Source organism: Hoeflea sp. AS16 (assembly GCF_038900095.1).
In the GTDB taxonomy this organism is placed as follows: domain Bacteria; phylum Pseudomonadota; class Alphaproteobacteria; order Rhizobiales; family Rhizobiaceae; genus Hoeflea.
This window is the reverse complement of the sequence record NZ_JBBMQQ010000008.1, coordinates 138,480-161,170: the sequence shown is the minus strand read 5'-3', so window position 1 is coordinate 161,170 and position 22,691 is coordinate 138,480. Positions and strand designations below refer to the sequence as shown.

The window sequence follows — 22,691 nt, the reverse complement described above, 5'->3', positions numbered from 1 at the left end:
CGCCCTGAGGGTGAAACGGGACATGGCGTTTCACGCCAATGGAAAAACCCGGCCCGGCACTGGGCCTGACCGGATCTGTTCCTGAGGCGGCAGATCAGCCTGTGATCACATCACGATGACCTTGGCACCGACCTTGGCAAGTTCGTAGAGTTCCGTGACATCCTGGTTGCGCATCCGGATGCAACCCGACGAGACGGCCTTGCCGATTGTCCAGGGCTGGTTGGTGCCGTGGATGCGGTACAGCGTTGAGCCGAGATAAAGCGCCCGTGCGCCGAGCGGGTTTTCCGGTCCGCCCTTCATGTGCACCGGCAGGATCCGGCCTTCCTTCTCGCGCACCCGCTTGATCATCTCTGCCGGCGGACGCCAGTCCGGCCATTCCGCCTTGCGAGTGATCTTCTCGGTACCGCTCCAGGCGTGACCTTCCTTGCCGACGCCTACGCCGTAGCGCCGCGCCTTGCCGTCGCTCATGACGTAATAGAGGTAACGCTCGCTTGTATCGATGATGATGGTGCCGGGCTTCTCCTTGCCATTGTAGGAAACCGTCTGCGGCAGGAATCGCTGATCGATCTGGCTCGCCGGCTTCGGTTTCACCAGCGGGGCTGCAAGCGCGACATTGGTCACCCGGCGGGGCTGCGCCCGCTGGATGCGTGGTTGTGTAACGGCCCGGCGAACGGCTCTCGGCTGGGACCGGTAGACAATGCCGCCCCGCGGCGCGGCCTGGCCGCTGAGCTGCAGGACCCAGGGGGCGGTCAGATCCGGGCTGAGCACCACGGGTGGCCGTTGCCCATACCGGTCTCCGGCGCTGGCCGGGGCGGAAAATGCGGCAAGGCTCAACGCCGCGCCGGACATGAGAAGCAGAGCAAGTTGTTTCATCGGACGCACCAAATACCTTTCGTCTGATTGCGACAGGTCACCATCGACGAATTCACGCCGATGGATCTGTCTTCCATGATCCATGCTTGCGGCAGCGATGGAATCAATTGGTGAATCCGCATCAATAAAATGCCCGTTTGGGTGGAAAGCTCTTCTTAGGGTTATCGCTGCCTTGCCAAACGCGGTGAACGACCGCTTAATTGGCCGCGATTCCCGATTAACCATGATGAAGAGCGGCTCCATGGCGCATGAAAACGGCCTGATCACCGGCGAGGACGGCCGCACCCGCTGCTTCTGGCCGGGCAATCTCCCCGACTACCTGGCGTACCATGACGCCGAATGGGGCCGGCCGGTGACCGATGACATACGGCTGTTTGAGAAGATCTGCCTGGAAGGATTTCAGTCCGGCCTGTCCTGGCTCACCATCCTGCGCAAGCGTGAGAATTTCCGCGCCGCCTTTGCCGGTTTCGATTTCCGCAAGGTTGCCCGCTTCGATGATGCCGACATCGAACGGCTCGTTCAGGACAAGGGCATTATCCGCCACCGCGGCAAGATCGTCTCGACCATCAACAACGCCAATCGCGCCATCGAAATGGTCGACGAATTCGGCTCGCTTGCCGCCTATTTCTGGGCCCACGAGCCCGGTCCGGATGAGCGCCCGGAAACAGTGGACTATGCAACCCTGCGGGCAAATCCGACAACCGCCGTGTCCACCCGCATCTCCAAGGATCTGAAGAAGCGCGGCTGGAGCTTTGTCGGCCCGACAACGGTCTATGCCTTCATGCAGGCCATGGGGCTGGTCAATGACCATCTCGAGGGCTGCTGCCACCGACAGGAAGTCGAGGCGCTGCGCACGGCCCTGGTGCGTCCTGCATGACCCCCGATGAGCTCAAGACCCTGATCCATCATGTTGCTGCGGCAAGGCCGGAGATCGGGCCGCTGGAAGAAAGCCTCAAATGGGGCGAGCAGAGTTTTACCCCGGCAAAACGCAATGTCGGCAGTTCCGTCCGGATCGCACCGCGTCCGGACGGCGATCTGGCGCTGATGTTCATCTGCCACACCGATCTGGTTGATGAGTTCCGCGACCTTTATCCCGATACCCTGACTTACGAAGGCAACCGCGCCATCGTGCTGCCCGGAGGCGTTGCGCCCGACCGCGAGGCGCTTGAACACTGCATTGCGCTGGCGCTGACCTACAAGCTGCGCAAGCGGCAGAAACGCACCTGAACTCAGACCCGGCGCTGCTTGGCGATGGTCGCCAATGCCACGCCACCGAGGATCAGCAGCGAGGAAACCGCAAGCCGGAGCGTCCAGCCTTCGGCCAGAAACAGGGTGCCGCCGACTGCGGCGATCACCGGCACGGTCAGTTGCACGATGGCGCCCTGCGTTGCCCCGATCTTTCTCAACACCCGGTACCACAGCGCATAGCCGAGCCCCGAGGTCACAGCGCCGGAAGCAATCGCCAGCATGAGGCCGTTGAAACTGGCATGCACCGGCTGGGCAATCATCACCACACCGCCGAGCGGGATGACAAAGGCCGCCGAACGCATGAAATTGTCGGCCGTCGCCTTCAGCGGATCCGGCAGCCCGCGGCCGCGCAGCGAATAGGCACCCCAGGCAATGCCCGACACCGCCATCATGGCCGCGGCCATCGGATCAGGCGCCGACAGCCCCGGCGAAACCAGCCAGATGAACGCACCGAAGGCGACGATCAGCCCCAGCCATTCAAGCGGGGAGGGACGGTCGCCTTCCTTCAGGCTCCAGCCGATCATCGTTGCCTGCACCGAGGCAAACAGGATCAGGGCGCCAATGCCGGTATCGAGCGCCACATAGGCGTAGGAAAACGCCACCGCATAGGCAAACAGCGCGAAAGCCGAAGACCATGAACCGGATTGCAGACGCGGCGAACGGCCTGCGCCGCTGCCTGTGACGGCGACCAGGAGCGCCAGCATGACGGCGCCGCTTATCAGTCGCACCGCCGAGTAACTCGCCGGATCGATCAACGGCATCTCGCCCGGCCCGGTCGCCATCCGCCCCAGCACCGAGTTGGCGGCAAACGCGATCATTGTCAGGCAGGTGAGAAGGAAAAGGGGCAAAACCGGATATCTCTCAAGGGGGAAGAGTAGCGCGACGAGGTTTCGATCTATCGCCGGTCCAGCGGCAAATGTCGACGGTCTGATCGGTCTCGGGCGCTCACAGATTCGCGAGCACCGTTGCGTGGAACCATGGCCGGCGTTATGGCGTTAATTGTCTGAAGGGACTTTGAACAGTTACTGAGAGGACCACGACATGTTGAACCCAATCATCAAGACACTCCTGTCGGCATCACTCTGTCTTTCGGTCATGGGGCCGGTTTCCTCCGCGCCGCTGATGGTTCCGAAACCGGCTGTGCAGGCCGCCGGGCAGTCCGATGTCGTTCGCATCGACCACCGCAAGCGCGGTTTCCACCGCCACAAGGATCGCGGATTCTACAACGGCCATCGCGGCTCGCGTCACAGGCGTCCGGGTTATCGCCATTACAACGGCTTCTGGTTTCCGCCAGCCGCCTTTTCCTTCGGCGTGATCATCGGCGACGGCCATCGCCGCGGCTCGCATGTCCGGCCGGGCTACACCAACCCGCAGCATATTCGCTGGTGCCACAACAAGTATCGCTCCTATCGTGAGCGCGACAATACGTTCCAGCCCTATCACGGGCCGCGCCGCGAATGCCGCTCGCCTTACTATTGAGCCAAACCGGTCGCTTTGAAGCCTGGATGAGTGGAAGGTCTGGCCATCGGTCTCCCTTCGTTCCGCCACCCAAGCCTTGCAGCTAAAGGGCCTGTCGGTTAGGAGAAGCGCAACAAGATGTTTCTCCTTTCGCAGGCCCTTTTCCATGTCCGACAAGAAGCAAAAGAAGCCCCAGAAACTCAAGGCGCGCCTGGCGCGCGGTTTTCCTGACCGCTCGTCCGCCGATATCCGCGCCACCGACGAGATGATGGCCAAGATCAGGACCGTCTACGAGCGCTTCGGATTCGAGCCGGTGGAAACGCCTTTTATCGAATACACCGATGCGCTGGGCAAGTTCCTTCCCGACCAGGACCGGCCCAATGAGGGCGTGTTCTCGTTTCAGGATGACGACGATCAATGGCTGTCGCTGCGCTATGACCTGACCGCACCTCTGGCCCGTCATGTCGCCGAGAATTTCAACGACATCCAGCTGCCCTACCGCACCTATCGCGCCGGCTGGGTGTTCCGCAACGAAAAGCCCGGTCCCGGCCGCTTCCGCCAGTTCATGCAGTTCGACGCCGACATTGTAGGTGCCCCCGGCGTCCAGGCCGATGCGGAAATGTGCATGATGATGGCCGACACCATGGAAGCGCTCGGCATCCCGCGCGGTGACTACGTGATCCGCGTCAACAACCGCAAGGTGCTCGACGGGGTGATGGAAGCCATCGGTCTTGGCGGCGAAGAGAACGCCGGCAAGCGCCTCACCGTGCTTCGCGCCATCGACAAGCTCGACAAGTTCGGCACCGAAGGCGTGAAGCTCTTGCTTGGACCTGGTCGCTGGGATGGTGGCAAGGAAGGCGAGGGGGACTTTACTCCGGGGGCGGGGCTTGGATCATGGCAAATCGAAACAATTATCCGGTTTGTCTCGATTCCGAGAGGAGCGGCTATGGGTGAGAAAGTCGCTGATTTTCTGGAAAGCACAGCAGACAAATCCACTCTCCTTCAAGACGGTTTTGCTGAACTCGGAAAAATCAGCGAAACCGTTAGAGCGAGCGGTTATGATTCAGACAGAATTCTAATCGATCCCTCCGTCGTCCGTGGCCTCGAATATTACACCGGCCCGGTCTACGAAGCCGAGCTCCTTGGCGGCATTCCCAACGAGAAGGGCCAGATCGTTCAGTTCGGTTCCGTCGGCGGTGGTGGCCGCTACGATGGACTGGTCTCGCGCTTCATGGGCCAGCCGGTGCCTGCCACCGGCTTTTCCATCGGCGTCTCGCGCCTGATGACGGCGCTGAAAAACCTCGGCAAGCTCTCGGGCGAAGCCGCCAACGGCCCGGTCCTCGTCACCATCATGGATCGCGACCGCATCGGCGATTACGCCAAGATGGCGCAGGAACTGCGCACCGCGCTCAACCCGGTGGATGAGAACAACCAGCCGCTCGGCCCCACCATTCCGGTCGAGCTGTTCCAGGGCAACCCCAAGGATTTCCCCAAGCAGTTGCGCTATGCCGACCGCCGCGGCTCTCCTATCGCCATCATCCAGGGTGGCAACGAGAAGGAAGCGGGCCATGTCATCGTCAAGGACCTGATCGAGGGCAAGCGCATCGCCGAAACCATCACCGACAACGCTGAATGGCGCGAAGCCAAGGCTGGCGAGCATCTGGTCGACGAGGCCGATCTGGTCATCACCGTCAAGCGCGTTCTGGCCGAACAGGCGTCCGACGCGGCCATCGATGCCGCCAACAAAGAGGGCTGAGAGACCATGCCCCAAGCCGGTCTGCCTGTCTTCGCCGCTGACCTTGCCCGTGCGCTCGATGCGCTCGGCGGCGTTCGCGTCGATATCCCGGTGATCCAGCCGGCCGAACCGTTCCTTGATATGGCTGGTGAGGATTTGCGCCGCCGCATCTTTCTCACCGAGAGCGAGACCGGCGAAAGCCTCTGCCTCAGGCCCGAATTCACCATTCCGGTGTGTAGCGCCCATATCGCCGAAACCGTTGCCACTCCGCGCCGCTACGGCTATCTCGGCCAGGTGTTCCGCCAGCGCCGCGAGGGCGGAAACGAGTTCTTCCAGGCCGGTGTCGAGGATCTCGGTGAACCCGATGAAGCCGGCGCCGATGCCCGCGCGATTTCGGAAGCAAGGGCGCTGGTCACGCAGTTCGTGCCCGGCGTCGAACTCTCGACCATTCTCGGCGACCAGTCGGTCTTCGAGGCTGTTGTCGCGGGTCTCGGTCTGCCGTCCGGCTGGCAGAAACGCCTGATCCATGCCTTTGGCAACGGGCAGGCGCTTGATGCGATGATCGCCCGTCTGGCCAATCCCGACAGTTCCGCCCAGCCCGATGCCTCGGTTGCCGGGTTTCTTGCGAAGGGCGATGTTGAAGGCCTTGAGGCGCATATCGAACGGGTGATGCAGGAAACCGGCTATTCCAGCCACGCCAGCCGCTCGCCCGCCGAGATCGCCGCCCGTCTGATGGGCAAGCAGGCGCTCGACGCAACCCGGCTGTCGCCTGCATCGCTCGACGCGCTCAAGGCATTTCTGGCGCTGGATGTGCCGCTTGATCGCGCTGCATCGGCGCTGGCGGAATTTGCACGCGATGCCGGTCTTGAAATCAGCGTTGCGCAGCGGGCGTTCGAAGCCCGGCTCAATGCGCTTGAGGCGCGCGGCGAGGATCTGGGCGCCATTCGCTGGCGTGCCGCCTTTGGCCGTCCGCTTGATTACTACACCGGTCTCGTTTTCGAGATTTCCGCAGGCGATCACAATCTGGTTCTTGCCGGTGGCGGCCGCTATGACCGCTTGATGGAACTGCTTGGCGCACAGGAGCCAATCCCCGCCGTGGGCTTCTCGCTGTGGCTCGACCGGATTGAAAGCGTGAGGGCAGGCAAATGACATTGACAGTTGCACTGCCCTCCAAGGGCCGCATGAAGGATGACGCCATTGCCGTCTTCGCCCGTGCCGGACTGACCGTCTCCGCCATCGGCAACGACCGCAGCTACCGTGGCCGCATTGACGGTATCGACGATGTCGAGGTGGCGTTCCTCTCGGCTTCAGAGATTGCCCGGGAACTGGGCGCTGGTGCGGTGGATTTCGGCGTCACCGGCGAGGATCTGGTGCGCGAAAGCCTGCCGCGCGCCGACGAACGGGTGGAAATCACCGCCCGGCTCGGCTTCGGCAATGCCGATGTGGTGGTCGCCGTGCCGGACATCTGGAAGGATGTCGACAGCATGGCCGATCTCGGCGACGTCGCCGCGGATTTCCGCAGCCGTCATGGCCGGCGGCTGACCATCGCCACCAAGTACTGGCGGCTGACGCAAAATTTCTTCTCCACCCGCCACGGCATCCAGCTTTACCGGATCGTCGAGAGCCTTGGCGCCACCGAAGGCGCACCGGCATCCGGCGCTGCCGACATCATCGTCGACATCACCTCGACCGGCTCGACCCTGACGGCCAATCATCTCAGGATCCTGTCCGATGGCGTGATCCTGAAATCCGAGGCGTGCCTGGTCCGCGCCCGCATGTCCTCGCATGACAATGATCCGCGTGTAGCGGCCATCATCGAGGCGGTTCGGGCGGTCACCTGATCCGGATCGGCCGGGCCTTGACCGACATCACACAAAAGAAAGGCCGCCCCTTGAAGAGGCGGCCGTGTCGAGGGGAGGGCGGAATCCCGGTAGACGGTGTCGCCGCAGCAATCGGATCGGGGGCGATGATCTGCGGCTCACTTCAGCGCTTACGCCGGGGGCTTGCGAGCGGATCACCGCTGACGACAGGCCGGCAAACTTTATTTTCAGGCAGGCGCTCTGCCCCACTTGTGTTTCCGCAGCTTTGAGGCAGAGTTGAGTGATCCGGGAAAGACCCGGCCTGCACGCGTCCTTCACGCCCTTGGGCATTGGTTCAGCCGGCCCCGGGCGGAATGGCTCCGCCGACCACAAAGCCGCTTCTTCACCGGTCAGCCTCTTCGCAGGCACAGGGATGATTTCGGATTGTGGGGTTTGTCATGGAATTCACCATGGGATCAGTCGTGTTTCTCTCATCGATGCTTTTGCTCGCCATTCTGGCCCGGATTTCTGCGCACAATCCGGCTTCGCCGGTTTTGCGCGGTGAATTCCTGCCGGCAATGCTGGCGGTTCTCATCGCAACCGGCCTCACCATGGGCCTGTTGATGATGGTGCTTGGCGGGGAGGCCTATTTTCCATCGCGCAGCATCAAGCTGACGGTGATCGTTGCGTTCACCGTTGTGTCCATCTGGGGTGTCGCCAGGCTGGTGGGCCGCAGCTCGCATGGAGGGTTGCCTGCCTGATGTGCAGGACCCGGGTCGAGCTTGTGGTGTGACCCCAAGGAAAAACCCGGCGCTTAAAGCGCCGGGCTCATTACCGGGGTGACCGGTTTCGATGGATTACTTGCGGCGTGCGTCGATGGAGAAACTGCCTGCGCCGGCTGCTGCCAGGGCCAGAAAACCGCCTGCGATGGCGATGTTCTTCATGAAGCTTGTCATCTGCATCTGGTCTTCAGGCTGGAAGTGGGCGAGATAGCCCGATGCCACGCAGAAGGCAGCCAGTGCCCAGGCGGCGTAGCGGGTGAAGAAGCCGAACAGAATGGCGAGGCCGCCGAGAAGTTCGACTGCAATCACCAGCCAGACGGTAACGGCAGGCATCGGGATGCCCATGCTGGCCATGTAGCCCGCTGTGCCTGCGACGCTGGTAAGCTTGCCGAAGCCGGCCATGATGAAGATGATGCTCAGCAGCACGCGGCCGATGAGAAGCTGCAAATTGTTTGACATTGGTTTCTCCTGTTTTTCAAACTGGAGAGAGCCCTATATGTATTGTTCACGCGCGAAAAGCTGAACAATGATGAACATATTGTTCACAATCATTCAGTGTCGGCAGGAAGCTGCGGTCGCCGCCCGGATTGCCGTTATTGGGTGTGCAGAGGCGTCTGATTGAGCAGCTTGAATTTTGGAAAAACAAACACGCCATTGATCGCGCCGTCACCATCATCCGAGAAGTTGGATGATTCGCCGATGCACATGACCGGCACCTGGCTGTCGTCGTCTTGAACGATGGTGGTGGAGAAGCAAAACGAGGACGGCCGCATCGCTGCCAGCTCGTAAAGCTCCAGCACATGATTGCGATACTCTTCGTCGTAACACTTGACCAGATTGTAAAGGCCGAACTCACCCTGTTCGGGGAGTTGGTGATGGTATCGTGCTGCAGGCCCGAGTTGAAATGCACCCGTCGCGAGATTGGCTTCGAATGCCTCAATACGACAGTAGTGGGAAATAACGTCGAGATCAGGTGCGCCAAATCCCTGCGTCTGCGCGCCAAATCCCGAAATACTGTCTGCCCTAGCAATTTTGAACAATGTCGACCTCGGTAGTACCCGATGAATTCCTGCGTGTGCTTTTACCCTGATTGTCCGGGATAAGCATGACACAGGCCCCTTTTGGGTGAAACGAAACAGTCTCTGATCTGAGCACTTCTATGGTGCGGAAGTATCCGCTGATCAGTCTTCGCCACCGGCAGGGGTTGATGAAAGTTCAGGGCAGAGCGCTCTACAAACAAAACGCCATGCCCGTTTGGCCAATTTTACGGTTGATTATCAACTAATTCGCGAGCCGATACTAATCTACGAATGACACATTTTGCAACAACCGCCAAATTGAAATTTGGTTTCGGTCAAACGGGCCGGTCAAATCAGCAAAAAGGGCGGTCCGGAGACCGCCCTTTTCCAAACCCACGCAGAGTGCGCTGGCTGTCAATAATAAGGCCGGGGCCTTATTACATCATGCCGCCCATTCCGCCCATTCCGCCCATGTCAGGCATGCCGCCACCGGCAGCAGCGCCTTCCTTCTTCGGAAGTTCTGCAATCATGGCTTCGGTGGTGATCAGCAGGCCGGCGATCGATGCCGCGTCCTGAAGGGCAGTACGGACAACCTTGACCGGGTCAACAATACCCATGGTGATCATGTCGCCATATTCACCGGTCTGGGCGTTGTAGCCGTAGGTGTCGCTCTTCTGGTCGAGGATCTTGCCCACAACGATCGAAGCTTCATCACCGGCATTGTCGGCGATCTGGCGGCAAGGAGCCTGCAGGGCACGACGGATGATGTTGATGCCTGCTTCCTGGTCGGAGTTGGCACCCTTGACGGTGATTGCAACGGAAGCGCGCAGCAGTGCGGTACCGCCGCCTGCAACGATGCCTTCCTGGACGGCAGCGCGGGTAGCGTTGAGCGCGTCGTCGACGCGGTCCTTGCGTTCCTTGACTTCCGTTTCGGTTGCACCGCCGACGCGGATGATGGCAACGCCACCAGCCAGCTTGGCCAGGCGTTCCTGCAGCTTTTCGCGATCGTAGTCGGAAGAAGTTTCTTCGATCTGAGCCTTGATCTGTGTGATCCGGCCTTCGATCTCCTTCTTCTTGCCAGCGCCATCAACGATGGTGGTGGTTTCCTTGGTGATCGAAACCTTCTTGGCGCGGCCCAGCATTTCCAGGGTCACGTTTTCAAGCTTGATGCCGATGTCTTCGGAAATCACCTGGCCGCCGGTCAGGATTGCGATGTCTTCGAGCATTGCCTTGCGGCGATCGCCGAAGCCAGGAGCCTTGACGGCAGCAATCTTCAGGCCGCCACGCAGCTTGTTGACGACCAGCGTTGCAAGGGCTTCGCCTTCAACGTCTTCCGAGATGATGAGCAGCGGCTTGGAAGTCTGCACGACAGCTTCGAGCACAGGCAGCATGGCCTGCAGGTTCGAGAGCTTCTTCTCATGAAGAAGAATGTAGACGTCTTCGAGATCGGCAACCATCTTGTCGGGGTTGGTCACGAAGTAAGGCGACAGGTAGCCGCGGTCGAACTGCATGCCTTCGACGACTTCCAGTTCGCTTTCAGCGGTCTTGGCTTCTTCGACGGTGATGACACCCTCGTTGCCGACCTTCTGCATGGCTTCGGCAATGTCCTTGCCGATCTGCGTTTCGCCGTTGGCGGAGATCGTGCCGACCTGTTCGACTTCAGCCGAGGTCTTGATCTTCTTGGCCTTCTTCTGAAGGTTGGCGATGACTTCGGTCACGGCCAGATCGATGCCGCGCTTCAGGTCCATCGGGTTCATGCCGGCAGCAACAGCCTTGCCGCCTTCGCGGACGATCGACTGGGCCAGAACGGTTGCGGTGGTGGTGCCGTCGCCGGCGATGTCGTTGGTCTTCGACGCAACTTCACGCACCATCTGTGCGCCCATGTTTTCGAACTTGTCTTCGAGTTCGATTTCCTTGGCAACGGTCACGCCGTCCTTGGTGATGCGCGGAGCGCCGAAGGACTTGTCGATGATGACGTTACGGCCCTTGGGGCCCAGCGTCACCTTCACCGCATCGGCGAGGATGTCGACGCCGCGGAGCATTTTCTCGCGGGCGGTACGACCGAATTTAACTTCTTTAGCAGCCATTTAACTTAACTCCCGGGCCTTTGGCCCATCGTGTTGAGGCAGATTGGATTTGTTCAAGCAGGGTTCGGCTCAGCCGAGGACGCCCATGATGTCGCTTTCCTTCATGATCAGAAGGTCTTCGCCATCAAGCTTGATTTCGGTGCCGGACCATTTGCCGAACAGAACGCGGTCGCCAGCCTTGACGTCGAGCGCCACAAGCTTGCCGGCTTCGTCGCGGTTGCCGGAGCCGACGGCGATGATTTCGCCTTCCTGCGGCTTTTCCTTGGCGGTGTCCGGAATGATGATCCCGCCTTTGGTTTTTTCTTCGGACTCGACACGACGAACGACAACGCGGTCGTGGAGCGGACGGAACTTGGTTTTTGCCATTGTCTAAATTCCTTGATCGAATGACAGAAGCGGCTGAGCACCCCGAATGGGCCTCATGGAGCTGATGTTAGCACTCTCTCTGGTGGAGTGCTAACGACGCCGAGATAGGGGTGCGACGATCAAGAGTCAAGATATTGGCGGTCATTCAGGCTGGATGTTTGCGCCCGGCGGCCATTTTTCCGGCGGGGTCTTGTAATCAGCGGCAAGCTGGGCGACATCGTTGTGCCGAAAGGAACCGTTCGCCCATGGCCCGCAGGATTACCGATCTCGATCAACTGACAGGCAGCGCCGACATCTTGTTGTGCGATGTATGGGGCGTCATCCATAATGGCGTCAACCCCTTTCCATTGTCTGTGGAAGCTCTGAAGGCGGCGCGGCAACGTGGCCAGACCGTCATTCTCATCACCAATTCGCCGCGGCCCGCCGCGGGCGTGATCCGCCAGTTCGACACCATCGGTGTTGATCCCGACAGTTGGGATGACATTGTCACCTCCGGCGATGTGACCCGGCAACTGGTCATGGAAGCTCCCAAACAGATCTATTTTCTCGGCCCGGAGCGCGACAACGCGCTGGTCGACGGACTGGATGTCGAGCTAGTCGGCCCGGATACCGCCAGGGCCGTGCTGTGCACTGGCCTGTTCGATGACGAGACCGAGCAGGCCGAAGATTATCGGAGCATGCTGGAGAGCTTCAAGTCGCGCGAGCTGCCTTTCATATGTGCCAACCCCGACCGCATGGTCGAGCGCGGCGACCGGCTTGTGCCCTGCGCAGGGGCGCTGGCGGATCTCTATGTCGAACTCGGCGGAGAGACCAGGATTGCCGGCAAGCCGCATGCGCCGATCTATCGCGAGGCCATGGCGCGTGCCAAGGCCATCCGCGGCAGCGCGGATCCGGCGCGAGCGCTGGCGATAGGCGATGGCGTGCACACCGATATCCGCGGTGCTTTGGACAATGGTCTTGAAGCCGTCTTCATAGCACGCGGAATTCACGCCAATCACTATCTCAACGGACGGGCAACCGACGAGGCCCGGCTGCAGGCTTTCCTCGATGCTGAAGGCGTGGCCCCAGCCTACTGGATGGAATGGCTTGCCTGAGAAAACCGGGATAACGACAGAAATGGCGCAGCGATTTCAGGATGCCGGGAGCTTCGCGAACGAACTCAAGGGCGGCGTTGTCGCCATCGGCAATTTTGACGGTGTTCACCGCGGCCATCAGGCTGTTCTGGCCCGTGCCACCGAAATATCCGAGGCGGCCGGAGTTTCCTCCAGTGTGCTGAGCTTCGAGCCGCACCCGCGCACGGTTTTCCGCCCCGATCAGCCGGTCTTTCGCCTGACGCCAGCCCCGATGAAGGCAATGATCCTGGGACAGTTGGGCTTTGACGCCATCGTCGAGCAACCCTTTGACAAGGCGTTCTCGTCGCAAAGCGCGGAAGATTTCGTCACCGGAATCCTCTGCGGACGGCTTGGCGTGCATCATGTCGTCACGGGCTACGATTTTCACTTCGGCAAGGGCCGCGAGGGCAATCCCGATTTCCTGATGAAGGCTAGCGTAAGGCATGGTTTCGGTGTCACGCTTGTCGAACAGTACCAGGATGAGAATGCCGAGGTCGTCTCCTCGAGCCGCATCCGCGAAGCGCTGGCAAAAGGCGATATAGCCGAGGCAAACGGATTGCTTGGCTACCGCTATGCGGTTTCGGCTAAGGTGCTGCACGGCAAGAAGCTCGGACGAACATTGGGCTACCCGACCGCCAACATGGCGTTGCCTCCCGAAACGGGGCTCGAACCCGGCATCTACGCGGTTCGCTTCCGCCGCGCGGATGGAAAAATCCATGACGGGGTGGCGAGCTTTGGCCGTCGCCCGACTGTCGCCGAGGACGGCGCCGCATTGCTGCTTGAAACGTTCCTGTTCGATTTTTCCGGCGATCTTTATGGCGAGACCTGTACGGTCTCGTTCGTCTCCAGGCTGCGCGGTGAGGAAAAATTCGATGGTCTTGATGAATTGGTGGCGCAGATGAAGATGGACGAAGCCGAGGCGCGCGCTGCGCTTGGTTCGCTGCAGCCGCTGTCACCACTGGACGCGGCCATGACTTTCGGGCCTGCAGGATGATCGGCTCAGGCAGGATCGGCGCCAAGTCGCGCCGCATATTGATAACCGGCGGAAACGCAGGCCTGGGTTTGGCGCTCGCCAAGAAGCTCGCCCGCCGCCACTCCTTGCTGCTGTCCGGCCGCAAATCGCAGCGCGAGGTCGCCGGCACATTGCCGCCCGGCGCAGGCTATGTTGTCGCCGATCAGGGCGACCCGGAAATGTCGGCGCAGGCGCTTGTCAGGGGGATTGGCGATTTCGGCTGGGACAGTCTCGACAATGCCGTTCTCAATGCCGGTGTTGGCTTTGCAGCCGCCGATGGCGTCGACAGCACGGACGCAATCCGCCAGACGCTCGACGTGAACCTGCTGGCCGTCATGATGCAGGCGCAAGCGCTGTTTCCGCTGCTGAAAAAATCCCGCGGAACACTCAGCCTCATCGGTTCTGTCGCGCACAAGGGCTCCGCGACCATCCCCGCCTACGCTGCATCGAAGGCCGGCCTGCACGGATTGGCCCGCGCGCTCCGCTCCGAATGGAGTGGGCAGGTTTCGGTTCAGGTTCTGCATCCCGGCCCGGCCAAAACCGGTCTTCATGACAAGGCCGGATACGACCCCGGCCGCATGCGGGCGATTTTCCTGGCGCCCGATGATGTGGCCTCGATGATGGCATCGGCAATCGCCGCTCGCCGTTCGCCGGTCACGCTGTCCTGGGTCCGGTATCTCAACGGTGGCGCCTACACGGGGAGGCGGTTGTGACCAGCGCCCCCAAACGCGCCCCCAAACGTGCTCTCGTCACCGGCGGCAGCGCCGGCCTTGGCGCCGCTGCAGTAAGCTGGCTGCAGGCACACCGCTACGAGGTTGTCGTGCTGGACCGGGACCGCCCGTGGACCGGCAAGACACCCGTGCAGTTCATTCGCTGCGATCTTGCAAGCCGGACAGAACTCGACGATGTCCTGCCCGAGCTGATCGCGGCGGGACCTTATTCCCTGGTGTTCCTCAACGCCGGAATCAATGCCACCGGACAATTCGAGCGGCTTGATGCGCAGGCCCATATCGATGTGCTGCGCGTCAATGCCGAAGCCCCGATGGTGATCGCCGCCGGGCTGCTTGAAGCGAAAGCGGTCAGGCGCGGCGGGGCAATGGTCTTTGTTTCCTCATTGTCGCATTTCACCGGCTATCCGGGCGCGGCCAGCTATGCGGCTTCGAAAGATGCACTGGCGATCTACGCCAAAAGCATGCGCCAATATGCCAAATCCAGGGGCGTGAGCCTGACGGTCGCCTTTCCCGGTCCTTTGAAAACCGATCACGCCGAGCAGCATGCGCCCGAAGGCGCTGACGCCAGCAAGCGCATGGATCCGGACCTGGCGGCAAGCCTGATCATCGCTGATGCGCGTGCGGGCAAAAAGAACTCGATTCCCGGCGCTGCCAACCGGTTCGCGGCATGGATCGGCAGGCTGTTTCCGAAACCGGTAACGGCAATGATGCGGCGGCTGATTTATGTTCGGCTCAAGCCCTAGCGGGCAGAGAATTGGAAGGCGAGGGGATTGCTGTGCGCAATCTTCTTTTCACGCGCCATAAAAACCATTATGAACCCGACCCATGACCACGGCTGTCCCGATCACAGGCTCTCCGCCGATACGAATTATGGTCCCGGTTTCCCGCTGAGCGAGGCTCGCAGGAGACCGGGCAACTTGGCGTGCACTTCGCGCCGCTTCCGAATTCTCCGCTACAATGTCTACCACGGGCCATCGGCCCAGAAGATTGCGACACCATGACCGACACCAACGACAAGTTCGACTACTCCAAGACGCTCTACCTGCCTGAAACCGAATTCCCGATGCGCGGCGGCCTTCCCAAGATGGAACCCGAACTGGTGGCTCGCTGGCAGGAAATGCGGCTTTACGACAAGCTGCGGTCAACCTCTGCCGGGCGCCCCAAATATGTGCTGCATGACGGCCCGCCCTACGCCAACGGCAACATCCACATCGGCCATGCGCTCAACAAGATCCTGAAAGACGTGATCACCCGCTCGTTCCAGATGCGCGGCTTTGATTCCAACTATGTTCCAGGCTGGGACTGCCACGGCCTGCCGATCGAATGGAAGATCGAGGAAGAAAATTACCGCTCCAAGGGCAAGGAAAAGCCTGATCTGAAAGATCCGGCTGCGATGATCGAATTCCGCAAGGAATGCCGTAACTGGGCGCAGCACTGGGTTGATGTCCAGTCGGAAGAATTCAAGCGTCTCGGCATCGAGGGCGATTTCGACAAGCCCTACAAGACCATGGATTTCAAATCCGAAGCCCGCATCGCCGGCGAGCTGTTGAAGATCGCCAAATCCGGTCAGCTCTACCGTGGTTCCAAGCCGATCATGTGGTCGGTGGTCGAGCGGACGGCATTGGCGGAAGCCGAAGTCGAGTACCAGCAGGTCGAGAGCGACACCATCTGGGTGAAGTTTCCGGTTGTGGATGGCGCCAGCGAATTGGCCGATGCCTTCGTCGTTATCTGGACCACCACGCCCTGGACCATTCCGGGCAACCGGGCTGTCTCGTACTCGCCCCGTATCGCCTATGGCCTGTACGAAGTCACGGCTGCAGAAAACGATTTCGGCCCGCAGCCCGGCGAAAAGCTGATTTTCGCCGACGCTTTGGCTGAAGAATGTTTCGCCAAGGCCAAGCTCGAGTTCAAGCGGCTTTCCGATGTGAAGCCGGGCGATCTTGAAGGTATGGTTTGCGCCCACCCGCTCAAGGGCCTTGCCGGCGGTTACGACTTCGCCGTGCCGCTGATTGCTGGCGACCACGTCACCGATGACGCCGGTACCGGCTTTGTCCATACCGCGCCTGGCCATGGTCGCGAAGACTTTGAAGCCTGGATGGACGCGGCGCGGGACATCGAGGCGCGCGGTATCTCGTCGAAAATTCCGTTCACCGTCGACGACGCCGGTTTTTACACCAAGGATGTTCCCGGTCTCGGGCCCGACCGTGAAGGCGGACCGGCGCGCGTGATCGATGACAAGGGCAAGAAGGGCGACGCCAACCAGTCGGTGATCACCGCGCTGATCAATGCCGGCAATCTCTTCGCCCGCGGCCGTCTCAAGCATGACTATCCGCATTCCTGGCGCTCGAAAAAGCCGATCATCTTCCGCAACACGCCGCAGTGGTTTGTCCACATGGACAAGGACTTTGGCGACGGCACGACGCTGCGCTCGCGTGCCCTCAAGGCCATCGGGGACACCCGCTTCGTGCCGGCTGCCGGGCAGAACCGCCTGCGTGGCATGATCGAGGACCGGCCGGACTGGGTTTTGTCACGTCAGCGCGCCTGGGGCGTGCCGATCTGCGTCTTCGCCGATGCCGATGGCAATGTGCTGATGGACGAGGCGGTCAACGCCCGCATCCTCGAGGCCTTCGAGGCCGAAGGTGCGGATGCGTGGTTTGCCGAAGGCGCGCGCGAACGCTTCCTCGGCGATCTCGCCAGCGACCCGAAATGGCTGCAGGTCACCGACATTCTCGATGTCTGGTTCGATTCGGGCTGCACCCACGTCTTCACGCTGGAAGACCGCCCCGATCTCAAGTGGCCGGCCGATGTCTATCTCGAAGGCTCCGACCAGCATCGTGGCTGGTTCCACTCCTCGCTGCTCGAAAGCTGCGCCACCCGTGGCCGCGCGCCCTATGATGCGGTCATCACCCATGGCTTCACCATGGCCGAAGACGGCCGCAAGATGTCGAAATCACTCAACAACCAGGTGTTCCCGCAGGACATCATGAAGGAATCGGGCGCCGATATCCTGCGCCTGTGGGTGATGAACACCGACTACTGGGAAGACCAGCGGCTCGGCAAGACCGTGATCAAGACCAACATCGATGCCTACCGCAAGCTCCGCAACACCATCCGCTGGATGCTGGGCACGCTGGCGCACGACAAAGGCGAAACCATCGATCCATCCGAGATGCCGGAACTCGAGCGGCTCATGCTGCACCGGCTCAACGAACTCGATCAGTTGGTGCGGACGGGATATGACAATTTTGATTTCAAGCGCATTTCCCGGGCGCTGACCGATTTCGCCAATATCGAGCTCTCGGCCTTCTACTTCGATATCCGCAAGGATGCGCTTTATTGCGACGCGCCGTCGAGCCAGCGCCGCCAGGCCTCGCTGCAGGTCATTCGCACCATCTTCGATTGTCTGGTCACCTGGCTCGCGCCCATGCTGCCTTTCACCATGGAAGAGGCCTGGCTTTCCCACAAGCCAGGCGCCGAATCTGTTCATCTCGAGCAGTTCCCCGACGTTCCCGGCACCTGGCGCGATGATGCGCTTGCCGCCAAGTGGAAGAAGATCCGCACCGTGCGCCGTGTTGTCACCGGCGCTCTGGAAATCGAGCGGCGTGAAAAGCGCATCGGTTCGTCGCTGGAGGCGGCACCGGTGGTCTACATCACCGACTCAGCGCTTGTCGAAGCTGTAGGCGAGAGCGATTTTGCCGAGATCTGCATCACCTCAGGTGTGCGCATCGAAACCGGCGAGGGGCCGGCTGACGCCTTCCGCATCGATGATATCAGCGCGGTTGCTGTTGTTCCCGCCCTTGCCGAAGGGACGAAATGCGCCCGCTCCTGGCGGATCACCGACGATGTCGGCTCCGATCCGGAGTTCCCCGATGTTTCGGCCCGCGACGCGGCTGCCCTGCACGAACTTAAGGCGCTGGGACAGTTGTGATAATTCGACGGACCCCGGTTGTCCGGGGTTCGTCTGCCTTTGAATCCGGTTCAAGGGCAATTTTCGCGGGGTCAATTGCCCTTGCTGTCCCAATCCGGTAAAACCCTGCCTGAAAATGGCCGGATTGTGCGGCGACAAGCAGTATGAATTCCAAGCGACTGTCTGAGACGGGATCCTGTGCATGACAATGAAGATCGAGTATCGCGCCGGCGTGACAATAGGCGCACTCATTGCCGCAAGCCTGACATTGTCAGGGTGCCTGGGCCCGACCTATGGCACCGACAAGACATCCACCGCGCAATTGATAGACGACCTCGGCAACATCGTATCGGTCGGCTCTGCCAACAAGGGCACCGATATCGAATACAAGCCGCGCCCGGCAATCGTTAAGCCGTCAGAAACTGCGGATCTTCCTGCGCCACAGCAGAACGTTGCCGAAAACAACCCGGCATGGGTGGAATCGCCAGAAGAAACCCGCGCGCGGCTTCTGGCTGCAGCCGATGCCAATGAGGGCAATACGGCGTTCAGCTCTCCCTTGGCCACGCCGGAAAAGACCAAACGCCCGTCAGGGCCACGCTTGTCGGTCCGTGCGGCTGAAGCAGCGCCACCTGTCACCGGTGCGGCGGAGCAGCGTAGGGCCTATCAGCAAGCGCGGAAGGTCCAGTCTGGCGCCTATTCCGACCGCCGCCGGTTCCTGTCCGATCCGCCACTGACCTACCGCCAGCCGGCCGAGACCGCACCTGTGGGTGAACTCGGCGAATCCGAACGCGCGAAAGAGAAGCGTTGGAAGGAAGAGGCGGCAAAGGCGGACACCGGCAAGAAAAAATGGTGGCCCTGGTAAGCTGCGGCAATCCGTATTCAGCCGAACGCTCTGACCGGTAGCCAGAGCATTCCTGCCTGATCGGGCATTCAGCGGCGATCGCGGAAGAAGCCTTTCAAAAGCTGCATGGCGTCGCCGGAGGCAATGTCGGGATAGATTTCCGGACCGTGGTGGCATGTGGGCTGGTTGAAAAACCGCACGCCGCTTGTCACCGCCCCGCCTTTTTCATCTTCCGCCCCGAAGTAGAGCCGTCTTAACCGGGCAAACGAAATTGCCGCCGCGCACATCGTGCAGGGTTCCAGCGTGACGTAGAGATCGGCATCGGTCAGCCGTTCGCTACCGAGCTTTTCCGCAGCTTGCCTGATTGCGAGGATCTCGGCATGCGCCGTCACGTCGTTGAATTCGCGGGTGCGGTTGCCGGCGCGCGCCAGCACAACGCCGTCGCGCACGATCACGGCGCCGACCGGGACTTCGCCACGCTCCGCCGCTGCCCGCGCCTCTTCGAGCGCCAGATCCATATATCCATTGCTGATCATCAAACGTCCCGTCGCAACAAGACCATGCATGAAACCCCTTAACCCGGCACGTCCAACCTGATAGACAGCGATCCAAGCGGCCATACCCCATGACAACAGAACTGATCTGTCGAACGACGTATCGCCAAACCAAACATGTTACAGTGCCCGCACGATCCCAGAAGAAACGCGGAATGCGCTGTAGAGGCAGGCAAACTACAAATGACAGAACAAGACAAGCCCAAACGCGGCAAACCGAAGTCAGACAAGGCAACATCTGAAACAGCAGACAGCGCTGTCGAAAGCGGACGCATCGCCAAGATCCTGGCGCGCGCCGGTGTTGCATCGCGCCGCGATGTCGAGCGCATGGTTGCCGAAGGCCGGATCAAGGTCAACGGCAAGACGCTGGAGTCACCTGCGATCGTGGTGTCGCTTTCCGACCGCATCGAGGTCGATGGCGAGGAAATCGGTGGCATCGAGCGCACCCGGCTCTGGGTCTATCACAAGCCTGCCGGGTTGGTGACGACCAACAAGGACCCCGAGGGCCGCCAGACCGTTTTCGACAGGTTGCCCAAGCATCTGCCGCGCGTCATGACCGTTGGCCGGCTGGATATCAACACCGAGGGCCTGTTGCTTTTGACCAATGATGGTGGTCTTGCCCGGACGCTGGAACTGCCCCAGACCGGCTGGCTGCGGCGCTACCGCGTCCGCGCCTATGGCGATATCGATCAGGCAAGACTTGATGAACTCAAGGACGGCATAGCCGTCGAAGGCGTGCTCTACGGCGCCATCGAAGCCACGCTTGACCGCAAGCAGGGCCACAATGTCTGGATCACGATGGGCTTGCGCGAAGGCAAGAACCGCGAGATCAAGAACGTGCTCGGTGCACTCGGCCTTGATGTGAACCGCCTGATCCGTATTTCGTTCGGGCCTTTCCAGCTTGGCGACATCCGTGAAGGCGAGGTTGTCGAGATCAAGAGCCGGACCCTGCGCGAGCAGCTCGGTGAGCGCATGATCGAGGAATCCGGCGCCAACTTCGATGCGCCGCTGAGCGAGCATGTCGCTCCGCCGAAACCGGAAGCCAAACCCAAGCCTGCCGCGAAGTCGGCCCAGCGCGAATGGATCTCGAGCTCGGAAAAGACCGAACGCGCCCGCGCCCGGCTGGACACCAAACCCGGCCGACCGGACCGCGATGCAAAGCCGTTCGGCAAGGATCGTGATCGCGGCCCCGACCGTGATCGGGGTGAGCGCAAGCCTTTTGGCGCGCCCAGAAGCGAACGGCCATCGGGAGGCCGGAACGAGGAGCCCGGCGGCAAGCCTGCCAAGCGCAGCTTCGTGCAGCGCAGCCGCGCCACCAATGTCTGGATGGCGCCGGGTGCCCGCCCGGTCAATGAAAACAAGAAGGACGATGCCGAACGCGGCGGCGAGCGTCCCGCACGCAAGCCGGGCCGCGCCGATGAGCGCGCCGACACCCGCCGTGGCAGCTTTCCAAAGGGACGTGCCAAACCTCGTCCGCCAAGAGAGGCTGACGAAGCCCGTCCGGCCCGCGATGCCAAGAAACCAGGCGGCAAGCCGGGTGTGAAGCCATCTGGCAGATCAGCTGGCGCCAAGACATTCGACGGTCCGCCAAAGGGACCTGGCAAGCCTTCGGGCGCCGGACGGCCATCATCAGACAACCGGGGCGGCAAGCCGGCCTCCGGCAAGGGACGTGGACCTGGTGCGGATCGTCGGCGGTGAATTTCGCGGCAGAGGGCTGGCCGCACCGAAATCACAAGCCATCCGGCCGACAACCGACCGGAGCCGTGAAAGCCTGTTCAACATCCTGAGCCATGCCTACCCCGAAGCGCTTGCCGGGACGCGTGTGCTTGATCTATTTGCCGGCACCGGTGCCGTGGGAATCGAGGCGCTGTCACGCGGCTGCCGTACGGCCTTGTTCGTCGAAACCGGCGTCGAGGGACGCGGGCTGATCCAGAAGAACATCGAGACCCTCGGGTTGCAGGGCCGAACCCGTATCTTTCGCCGTGACGCCTGCAAGCTCGGCGCGTCCGGCACTGTGGGGCCTTTTGACCTGGTCTTCGCCGATCCGCCCTATGGCAAGGGCCTGGGCGAAAGGGCGCTGGTCTCCGCGGCACGGGGCGGCTGGATCGCGCATGGAGCCCTTGTTGTGCTCGAAGAGGAGGCTTCCGCCGATCCGGATCCGGGACAGGGCTTTGAGCTTCTTGACAGCCGCGCATTCGGTGACACGGTAATGCGGTTCTTCCGATATGATGAAACGGCCTTGCCTGATGATGCAGAGCCGGCGCATCCGTCGATGGAAAGCAGTTTTGGCAATGAGTGAGACAAGCAAAGCTGATCCCGGTCTGCCCGTGCGTTCATCCGAACCGACGGTCGCGGTCGCCTTTGGCGGCGGTGGCGCCCGCGGGATTGCCCACATCCATGTCATCGAAACCCTCGATGCGATGGGCATAAGGCCCGTGGCGATCGCCGGATCCTCGATCGGTGCCATCATGGGCGCAGCCATGGCCTCGGGAATGTCGGGCGAGGAAATCCGCGCCTACACACTGGAAACCATCGGAAAGCCCACAAAAGCCTTCAGCCGCATGTGGCAGGCTCGCCCGCGCGGCGTCAAGGATGCCATGGAAGGCGGGTTGCGCCTTGGCCAGTTCAATGTCGAGCGGATCCTGGATGCCTTCCTGCCCGATACCGTGGCACGAAATTTCGAAGACCTGCTCATCCCCGCCAAGATCATGGTCACCGACTATTACGGGCACTGCGAAGTGGTCTGCACCAAGGGTGAGCTGCGCCCGGCAATTGCCGCATCCGCAGCGATCCCGGCGGTGTTCAGGCCGGTGGTAATAGACGGCACGGTCATGATTGACGGCGGTATTTTCAACCCGGTGCCGTTCGATCAGCTCTCCGGGCTCGCCGACATCGTCATCGGTGTCGATGTCGTGGGCTTGCCTTCGGGTATCCCGGGACAGGCGCCGACAACCGTCGACATGATGTTCGGAGCAAGCCAGCTGATGATGCAGTCCATCATTGAAATGAAGCGTCGGGCGCACCCGCCGCAGATTCTGCTCCGGCCGGAAGTGCACCAGTTCCGGGTTCTCGATTTCCTCAAGGCCAAGGAAATCCTTGCCGAATCCAAGGGTGTCACCGAGCAGCTCAAGCAGGATCTCGACGCTGCCTTCGCATTTTTCAAATAA

At 61.2% G+C, this 22,691-nt stretch carries 22 protein-coding genes and 1 pseudogene; 16 read left to right on the top strand and 7 right to left on the bottom strand.

Features of this window, described 5'->3' with window-relative positions:
• Positions 1-105: 105 nt before the first annotated feature.
• Positions 106-873 (bottom strand): L,D-transpeptidase, encoded by a 768-nt coding sequence (locus tag WNY80_RS18095; RefSeq protein ID WP_342888813.1) that lies wholly within the window; start codon positions 871-873, stop codon positions 106-108.
• 241 nt (positions 874-1,114) lie between these two features.
• Here WNY80_RS18095 and WNY80_RS18090 point away from each other — a divergent pair, with 241 nt between their 5' ends.
• Positions 1,115-1,750, top strand: coding sequence for a DNA-3-methyladenine glycosylase I (locus WNY80_RS18090; RefSeq protein WP_342888812.1), 636 nt, complete (start codon positions 1,115-1,117; stop codon positions 1,748-1,750).
• Entirely contained in the window at positions 1,747-2,100 is a 354-nt protein-coding gene (locus WNY80_RS18085; protein WP_342888811.1) for a DUF1801 domain-containing protein, read from the top strand. Before WNY80_RS18090 ends, WNY80_RS18085 begins: the two co-directional genes overlap by 4 nt.
• 2 nt (positions 2,101-2,102) lie before the next feature.
• On the opposite strand, the gene WNY80_RS18080 is transcribed toward WNY80_RS18085, so the two are convergent.
• Positions 2,103-2,969: a DMT family transporter gene (locus tag WNY80_RS18080; RefSeq protein ID WP_342888810.1), complete on the bottom strand. Its 867-nt coding sequence runs from the start codon at positions 2,967-2,969 to the stop codon at positions 2,103-2,105.
• Between the two features lie 193 nt (positions 2,970-3,162).
• Between WNY80_RS18080 and WNY80_RS18075 the strand changes: the two genes are divergently transcribed.
• The 5 genes from WNY80_RS18075 to WNY80_RS18055 all read left to right on the top strand — a co-directional run bounded on the left by WNY80_RS18075 (position 3,163) and on the right by WNY80_RS18055 (position 7,874).
• Positions 3,163-3,600 (top strand): BA14K family protein, encoded by a 438-nt coding sequence (locus tag WNY80_RS18075; protein WP_342888809.1) that lies wholly within the window; start codon positions 3,163-3,165, stop codon positions 3,598-3,600.
• Positions 3,601-3,745: 145 nt separating this feature from the next.
• Positions 3,746-5,335, top strand: coding sequence for a histidine--tRNA ligase (gene hisS / locus WNY80_RS18070; protein ID WP_342888808.1), 1,590 nt, complete (start codon positions 3,746-3,748; stop codon positions 5,333-5,335).
• 6 nt (positions 5,336-5,341) lie between these two features.
• The gene (locus WNY80_RS18065) at positions 5,342-6,463 is read left to right on the top strand and encodes an ATP phosphoribosyltransferase regulatory subunit (RefSeq protein WP_342888807.1); all 1,122 of its coding nucleotides are present in this window, start codon (positions 5,342-5,344) and stop codon (positions 6,461-6,463) included.
• On the top strand, positions 6,460-7,155 hold the full coding sequence (gene hisG / locus WNY80_RS18060) for an ATP phosphoribosyltransferase (protein ID WP_342888806.1): 696 nt from the start codon (positions 6,460-6,462) through the stop codon (positions 7,153-7,155). Before WNY80_RS18065 ends, hisG begins: the two co-directional genes overlap by 4 nt.
• Positions 7,156-7,571: 416 nt before the next feature.
• Entirely contained in the window at positions 7,572-7,874 is a 303-nt protein-coding gene (locus WNY80_RS18055) for a hypothetical protein (RefSeq protein ID WP_342888805.1), read from the top strand.
• Between the two features lie 96 nt (positions 7,875-7,970).
• Here the strand turns inward: WNY80_RS18055 and WNY80_RS18050 are convergent, their stop codons facing one another.
• The 4 genes from WNY80_RS18050 to groES form a co-directional block, all read right to left on the bottom strand.
• A complete protein-coding gene (locus WNY80_RS18050) occupies positions 7,971-8,354 on the bottom strand; it encodes a DoxX family protein (protein ID WP_342888804.1) in 384 nt (127 codons plus the stop codon).
• A gap of 134 nt (positions 8,355-8,488) precedes the next feature.
• Positions 8,489-8,935, bottom strand: a complete 447-nt coding sequence (locus WNY80_RS18045; protein ID WP_342888803.1) for a hypothetical protein — start codon at positions 8,933-8,935, stop codon at positions 8,489-8,491.
• 416 nt (positions 8,936-9,351) lie between these two features.
• Positions 9,352-11,001 carry a chaperonin GroEL gene (gene groL / locus WNY80_RS18040; protein ID WP_342888802.1) on the bottom strand — a complete coding sequence of 550 codons (1,650 nt, stop codon included), beginning with the start codon at positions 10,999-11,001 and terminating at the stop codon, positions 9,352-9,354.
• A 69-nt stretch (positions 11,002-11,070) separates the two neighbouring features.
• Positions 11,071-11,367 (bottom strand): co-chaperone GroES, encoded by a 297-nt coding sequence (groES, locus tag WNY80_RS18035; protein WP_152009878.1) that lies wholly within the window; start codon positions 11,365-11,367, stop codon positions 11,071-11,073.
• Between the two features lie 245 nt (positions 11,368-11,612).
• Between groES and WNY80_RS18030 the strand changes: the two genes are divergently transcribed.
• From WNY80_RS18030 to WNY80_RS18005, 6 genes are all read left to right on the top strand, one after another.
• Entirely contained in the window at positions 11,613-12,461 is an 849-nt protein-coding gene (locus WNY80_RS18030; RefSeq protein WP_342888801.1) for a TIGR01459 family HAD-type hydrolase, read from the top strand.
• A gap of 22 nt (positions 12,462-12,483) precedes the next feature.
• Positions 12,484-13,473: a bifunctional riboflavin kinase/FAD synthetase gene (locus WNY80_RS18025; RefSeq protein WP_342888800.1), complete on the top strand. Its 990-nt coding sequence runs from the start codon at positions 12,484-12,486 to the stop codon at positions 13,471-13,473.
• On the top strand, positions 13,470-14,204 hold the full coding sequence (locus WNY80_RS18020) for an SDR family oxidoreductase (RefSeq protein ID WP_342888799.1): 735 nt from the start codon (positions 13,470-13,472) through the stop codon (positions 14,202-14,204). The genes WNY80_RS18025 and WNY80_RS18020 overlap by 4 nt, the downstream gene beginning before the upstream one ends.
• Positions 14,201-14,965: an SDR family NAD(P)-dependent oxidoreductase gene (locus tag WNY80_RS18015; protein ID WP_342888798.1), complete on the top strand. Its 765-nt coding sequence runs from the start codon at positions 14,201-14,203 to the stop codon at positions 14,963-14,965. Before WNY80_RS18020 ends, WNY80_RS18015 begins: the two co-directional genes overlap by 4 nt.
• A gap of 254 nt (positions 14,966-15,219) precedes the next feature.
• Positions 15,220-18,150 (top strand): isoleucine--tRNA ligase, encoded by a 2,931-nt coding sequence (gene ileS, locus WNY80_RS18010; RefSeq protein WP_342888797.1) that lies wholly within the window; start codon positions 15,220-15,222, stop codon positions 18,148-18,150.
• A 181-nt stretch (positions 18,151-18,331) separates the two neighbouring features.
• The gene (locus tag WNY80_RS18005) at positions 18,332-18,991 is read left to right on the top strand and encodes a hypothetical protein (protein ID WP_342888796.1); all 660 of its coding nucleotides are present in this window, start codon (positions 18,332-18,334) and stop codon (positions 18,989-18,991) included.
• A 68-nt stretch (positions 18,992-19,059) separates the two neighbouring features.
• Here WNY80_RS18005 and WNY80_RS18000 read toward each other — a convergent pair whose 3' ends face one another.
• Entirely contained in the window at positions 19,060-19,506 is a 447-nt protein-coding gene (locus WNY80_RS18000; protein ID WP_342888795.1) for a nucleoside deaminase, read from the bottom strand.
• Positions 19,507-19,707: 201 nt separating this feature from the next.
• Between WNY80_RS18000 and WNY80_RS17995 the strand changes: the two genes are divergently transcribed.
• From WNY80_RS17995 to WNY80_RS17985, 3 genes and pseudogenes are all read left to right on the top strand, one after another.
• Positions 19,708-21,222: a pseudouridine synthase gene (locus WNY80_RS17995; RefSeq protein WP_342888794.1), complete on the top strand. Its 1,515-nt coding sequence runs from the start codon at positions 19,708-19,710 to the stop codon at positions 21,220-21,222.
• Positions 21,203-21,751, top strand: a pseudogene (gene rsmD / locus WNY80_RS17990) (16S rRNA (guanine(966)-N(2))-methyltransferase RsmD); the annotation flags it as partial. The gene WNY80_RS17995 and the pseudogene rsmD, both read left to right, overlap by 20 nt.
• A gap of 64 nt (positions 21,752-21,815) precedes the next feature.
• On the top strand, positions 21,816-22,691 hold the full coding sequence (locus tag WNY80_RS17985; RefSeq protein WP_342888793.1) for a patatin-like phospholipase family protein: 876 nt from the start codon (positions 21,816-21,818) through the stop codon (positions 22,689-22,691).